At 66.8% G+C, this 5,727-nt stretch carries 7 protein-coding genes; all 7 read left to right on the plus strand.

Features of this window, described 5'->3' with window-relative positions:
• Positions 1–1,938, plus strand: a 1,938-nt coding sequence (nuoG, locus tag RMN86_RS05085; protein WP_309604748.1) for an NADH-quinone oxidoreductase subunit NuoG, incomplete at its 5' end; no start/stop codon positions are given.
• Positions 1,939–3,009 carry an NADH-quinone oxidoreductase subunit NuoH gene (nuoH, locus tag RMN86_RS05090; protein WP_309604749.1) on the plus strand — a complete coding sequence of 357 codons (1,071 nt, stop codon included), beginning with the start codon at positions 1,939–1,941 and terminating at the stop codon, positions 3,007–3,009.
• On the plus strand, positions 3,006–3,203 hold the full coding sequence (locus RMN86_RS05095) for a hypothetical protein (RefSeq protein ID WP_309604750.1): 198 nt from the start codon (positions 3,006–3,008) through the stop codon (positions 3,201–3,203). The genes nuoH and RMN86_RS05095 overlap by 4 nt, the downstream gene beginning before the upstream one ends.
• 1 nt (position 3,204) lies before the next feature.
• On the plus strand, positions 3,205–3,696 hold the full coding sequence (gene nuoI, locus RMN86_RS05100) for an NADH-quinone oxidoreductase subunit NuoI (protein ID WP_309604751.1): 492 nt from the start codon (positions 3,205–3,207) through the stop codon (positions 3,694–3,696).
• 61 nt (positions 3,697–3,757) lie between these two features.
• Positions 3,758–4,387, plus strand: coding sequence for an NADH-quinone oxidoreductase subunit J (locus RMN86_RS05105; protein ID WP_309604752.1), 630 nt, complete (start codon positions 3,758–3,760; stop codon positions 4,385–4,387).
• Positions 4,384–4,692, plus strand: coding sequence for an NADH-quinone oxidoreductase subunit NuoK (nuoK, locus tag RMN86_RS05110; RefSeq protein ID WP_309604753.1), 309 nt, complete (start codon positions 4,384–4,386; stop codon positions 4,690–4,692). The genes RMN86_RS05105 and nuoK overlap by 4 nt, the downstream gene beginning before the upstream one ends.
• Positions 4,693–4,694: 2 nt before the next feature.
• Positions 4,695–5,727: NADH-quinone oxidoreductase subunit L (locus RMN86_RS05115; RefSeq protein ID WP_309604754.1), on the plus strand; the 1,033-nt coding region annotated here is incomplete at its 3' end.

Raw genomic sequence — 5,727 nt, forward strand, 5'->3', positions numbered from 1 at the left:
CACGAGCGGCTGTCCATCGCCGGCAACTGCCGCATGTGCCTGGTCGAGGTGAAACCCGGGCCGCCGAAGCCGCAGGCCTCCTGCGCCCTGCCGGCCGCCGAGAACATGGAGATCTTCACCGACACGCCGATGGTCAGGAAGGCCCGCCACGGGGTGATGGAATTCCTGCTGATCAACCACCCCCTGGACTGCCCGATCTGCGACCAGGGCGGGGAATGCGATCTGCAGGACCAGGCCATGGGCTATGGCCGCGACGACAGCCGCTATGCCGACAACAAGCGCGCCGTCGAAGAGAAGTTCATGGGGCCGTTGATCAAGACGGTGATGACCCGCTGCATCCAGTGCACCCGCTGCGTCCGGTTCATCACCGAGGTCGCCGGGGTGCCGGAGATTGGCCTGATAAGTCGCGGCGAAGACGTTGAAATCACGACCTATCTCGACAAGGCGGTGATGTCGGAACTGTCCGCCAACATCATCGACCTGTGCCCGGTGGGCGCCCTGACCTCCAAGCCCTACGCGTTCAACGCCCGCCCCTGGGAGCTCAATAAGACCGAGACCGTCGATGTGATGGACGCACTGGGCTCGGCGATCCGGGTCGATGCGCGGGGCTCGGCGGTGCTGCGGGTGCTGCCGCGTGTCAACGAGGACATCAACGAGGAGTGGATCTCCGACAAGACCCGCTACGCCGTCGATGGGCTGGCGCGCCAGCGGCTCGACCGGCCCTATATCCGTGAGGGCGGCAAGCTGCGCGCCGCGACCTGGAGCGAGGCGCTGGAGCTCGTGGCTGCCAGGGTCACGGCGACCGCCCCCGACCGCATCGGGGTGATCGCCGGCGACCTGCAGGACGTGGAGTCCATGAAGGCCGCGCTGGACCTGTTCCGCGAGCTCGGCGTGGCCTCCACCGACTGCCGCCAGGACGGCATGGCGCTGGGCGGCGGGCCGCGCGAAAGCTGGCTGTTCAATTCGACGATCGCCGGCATCGAGGATGCCGACGTCCTGCTGTTGGTGGGGACCAACCCGCGCCTCGAGGCGCCGGTGCTGAACGCGCGTTTGCGCAGGCGCTGGCTGGCGGGCGCCTTGCGGATCGGCGTGATCGGTCAACAGGCGGACCTGACCTATGCTTACGATTACCTGGGCGCCGGCCCCGCCACGCTGGGCGGTCTGGCCAAGGCCAAGGGCGAGTTCGTCGCCGCGTTGAAAACGGCCAAGACGCCGGCCATCGTGGTGGGCGCGGGCGCGCTCAGCCGGGCCGATGGGGCCGCGGTGCTCAGCGCCGCCGCCGCTGTCGCCAAGACCTTCGGCATGACCTGGAACGTGCTGCATTCCGCCGCCGCCCGGGTCGGTGGCCTGGACCTGGGCTTCGTGCCCGGCGAGGGCGGCAAGACCGCGCTTGAGCTCGCCGCGCCGGGCGGGGCCGACGTGCTGTTCCTGCTGGGCGCCGACGAGATCGACACCTCGGGCTCCGGCGCCTTCACGATCTATCTGGGCACGCATGGCGACCAGGGCGCGCACAAGGCCGACGTGATCCTGCCGGGCGCCGCCTACACCGAAAAGAACGGCCTCTACGTCAACACCGAGGGCCGGGTGCAGCAGGGCGTGCGCGCCGTGTTCCCCAAGGGCGAAGCCAAGGAGGACTGGGCGATCCTGCGCGCGCTCTCCGAGCGGCTGGGCGCGAAGCTGCCCTACGACAGCCTGGACGCGCTCAGGGCCAGGCTCTTCGCCGACCATCCGACGTTTGGCCGCATCGACTATGTGGCCAGCCCCGGCTCCGCGTCCCTCGATCTGGACGCGCTCGGGCGCAAGGGCGGGCTCTCCGACGCGCCGTTCGCCAGCGCGGTGGCGGCCTTCCACCTGACCAATCCCATCGCGCGCGCCAGCGTGACCATGGCCGAATGCGCCGCGCTCGCCTCCGGCGCCGCCAAGATTGCGGCGGAATAGATGGACTTCTGGACCACCCCCATAGGCTGGACGGTACTGACCGTCGGCCAGATCCTTTTGGTCACCGTGGTCCTCCTGTTGACCGTGGCCTTCCTGATCTATGGCGACCGCAAGATCTTCGCGGCCGTGCAGATGCGCAAAGGGCCCAACGTCGTGGGGCCATTCGGCCTGCTCCAGTCCTTCGCCGATCTCGGCAAGTTCCTGATCAAGGAACTGGTCGTTCCGGCCGGGGCCGACAAGTTCGTCTTCCTGCTGGCGCCCCTGATCAGCGTCACCCTGGCGCTGGGCTCCTGGGCCGCAATGCCGCTGGCCCCTGGCTGGGTGGTTTCCAACATCAATGTGGGGATCCTCTACCTGTTCGCGGTGTCTTCGCTGGGCGTCTATGGGATCATCATGGGCGGCTGGGCGTCCAACTCGAAATACCCGTTCCTGGGCGCCCTGCGCTCGGCCGCGCAGATGGTTTCCTACGAGGTCTCCATCGGCTTCGTGATCATCACCGTGATCCTGCTGTCGGGCAGCATGAACCTGACCCGCATCGTCGAGCTGCAGGCCGGCGGCTTCTGGCGCTGGAACATTCTGGGCGGCGCGGGCCTGGCCAACCTGCCGCTGGCGCTGGTGATGATCCCCATGGGGGTGATCTTCTTCATCTCCGGGCTCGCCGAAACCAACCGCCCGCCCTTCGACCTGCCCGAGGCCGAGAGCGAGCTGGTGGCCGGCTACGCCATCGAATATGGCTCGACGCCCTACATGCTGTTCTATCTGGCCGAGACCTCGAACATCATCCTGATGAGCGGGCTGATGGCGGTGCTGTTCCTGGGCGGCTGGCAGGCCCCGTTCCCGACGCCGTTCACCGCCAACTGGGCGCCAACCCTGGTCAGCCTGTTCGGGCTTTTCTGGCTGGCGCTGAAGACCTTCCTCGTGTTCTTCGCCAACGCCATGGTCCGCGCGGTGGTGCCACGCTACCGCTACGACCAGCTGATGCGGCTGGGCTGGAAGGTGTTCCTGCCGACCAGCCTGGTGGCCGTGGCCCTGGTCGCCGGCTGGCGGGTCTATGCTCCGGTGATCGGATGAGGATTGCGGCGGCCCTCCTGATGGTTCTGGGCCTCACCGCCTGCGCTTCTGCGACGACCAATATCTCCGGGACGGCGGACTATGACACGCTGCGCCGGGTGCATGACGACTGCGCGGCCAAGGGGGGTACGCTGGTCCTCAAGGACGGCGGCAATTCCCAGTGGATCCAAGACTACACCTGCAAGAGGCCCTGAAATGTTCCAGCGCATAGGACAGGCGATCAAGGGCGCGGCGCTGATGGATTTCGCCGGCGCGCTGGGGCTCGGCCTGAAATATATGGTCCGCCCGAAGGCCACCGTGCTCTATCCGCACGAGCGAAATCCGCAGAGCCCGCGCTTTCGGGGCGAACATGCCCTGCGCCGCTATCCCAACGGCGAGGAACGCTGCATCGCCTGCAAGCTTTGCGAGGCGATCTGCCCGGCCCAGGCCATCACCATCGAGGCCGAGCCTCGGGAAGACGGCAGCCGGCGCACCACTCGCTACGACATCGACATGGTCAAATGCATCTACTGCGGCCTGTGCCAGGAGGCCTGCCCGGTGGACGCCATCGTCGAGGGACCGAACCTGGAGTTCGCCGTCGAGACTCGCGAGGAACTCTACTACGACAAGGCCCGGCTGCTGGACAACGGCGACCGCTGGGAGCGGGAAATCGCGAAGAATCTGGAACTGGATGCGCCCTATCGCTAAGACCCGCGCGGGGCTTGCGATGCGCGATTCCGCTACTTTTGAGGGGAGCTAGAACCGTCCGATGGCCCTGCAGGCGATCGCATTCTACCTGATGGCGGCGGTGACGCTGGGCTCCGGCCTGGCCGTGGTCTCGGCCCGCAACCCCGTGCATTCGGTGTTGTTTTTGATCGCCGCCTTCTTCTCGGCCGCGGGGCTGTTCGTCCTGCTCGGCGCGGAGTTCCTGGCGATGCTGTTGGTGGTGGTCTACGTCGGCGCCGTGGCGGTGCTGTTCCTGTTCGTGGTGATGATGCTGGACGTGGATTTCGCCGAACTGCGCCAGGGCTTCGCCCGCTACATGCCGCTCGGCGGCCTGATCGCCGGGGGCCTGGCCATCGAGATGGTGGTGGTCTCTACGACGGTGGCGACGCGCGGTGCGGCCAGGCTCAACGACACGCCCATGGCGCGCGGGGCCGGGGCGACAGATGCGATGAGCAACGCCGAGGCGATCGGGCGCGTGCTCTATACGAACTACGTCTACTTCTTCCAGGCGGCCGGCATGGTGCTGCTGGTGGCGATGATCGGCGCCATCGTACTGACCCTGCGCCACAAGCCAGGCGTCAAGCGCCAGGTGATCATGGACCAGGTGCTGCGCACCCCGGCGACCGGCATGCGCATGGTCTCGCTGAAGCCCGGCGAAGGGGTCGAGCCATGAGCATCGGTCTCGCTCACTATCTGGCGGTCGCCGCGATCCTGTTCACCATCGGGGTGTTCGGCATCTTCGTGAACCGCAAGAACATCATCGTCATCCTGATGTCGGTGGAGCTGATCCTGCTGGCCGTGAACATCAATCTCGTGGCGTTCTCGAGCTATCTTGGCAACGTCACCGGGCAGATCTTCGCCATGTTCGTGCTCACCGTCGCCGCCGCCGAGGCCGCCGTGGGGCTGGCGATCCTGGTCACCTTCTTCCGTAACCGTGGCGACATCGCCGTGGACGACGCTTCGATGATGAAGGGCTAGGCATGGACCCCAGGCTCCTCGTCACGATCATCCTGTTCGGCCCTGCGCTGGGCGCGACGGTGGCCGGCCTGTTTGGCCGGCGGATCGGCGATGTCGCCTCGATGGCGATCACCACCGGCTTGCTGCTGCTCTCTGCGGGGCTGTCGTGGGTGGTGTTCAGCCAGTGGACCTGGGGCGGGCTGGAGCCGTTCACGCTCACCTACGCCCCTTTCATCTACGTCGGACGGTTCGTCTCGGACTGGTCGTTCCGCCTGGACGGCCTGTCGGCGGTGATGCTGGTCGTGGTGACCACGGTCTCCAGCCTCGTCCACGTCTACAGCTGGGGTTACATGGCAGAAGACGGCGCCAAGCCGCGGTTCTTCGCCTACCTGTCGCTGTTCACCTTCGCCATGCTGGCGCTGATCAGCGCTGCGGACTTCATGCAGCTGTTCTTCGGCTGGGAAGGGGTGGGCCTGGCGAGCTACCTGCTGATCGGATTCTGGCACCACAAGCCCACCGCCAACGCCGCGGCGATCAAGGCGTTCGTGGTCAACCGGGTCGGCGACTTCGGCTTCGCCCTGGGCATCATGACCGTCTTCTGGTCGCTGGGAACCATCCAATTCGCCCAGATCTTCCCGCAGGTCGCGGCCCATGCGGGCGACACCTGGATGTTCGCGGGGCAGGGCTTCCGCCTGATGGATCTGGCCTGTGCGCTGCTGTTCGTCGGCGCCATGGGCAAGTCCGCCCAGTTCTTCCTGCACACCTGGCTGCCGGACGCCATGGAGGGCCCGACCCCGGTCTCGGCCCTGATCCACGCGGCGACGATGGTCACCGCCGGCGTCTACATGGTCTGCCTGCTGTCACCGATGTTCGAATATGCGCCGGTGGCCAAGCAGATCGTCACCCTGATCGGCGCGGTCACCGCCCTGTTCGCGGCCACGGTCGGCCTGGCCCAGAACGACATCAAGCGGGTCATCGCCTATTCGACCTGTTCACAGCTCGGCTACATGTTCTTCGCCGCCGGTGTGGGCGCCTATCAGGCGGCCATGTTCCACC

The organism is Phenylobacterium sp. (assembly GCF_031360265.1).
Classification (GTDB): Bacteria; Pseudomonadota; Alphaproteobacteria; order Caulobacterales; family Caulobacteraceae; genus Phenylobacterium.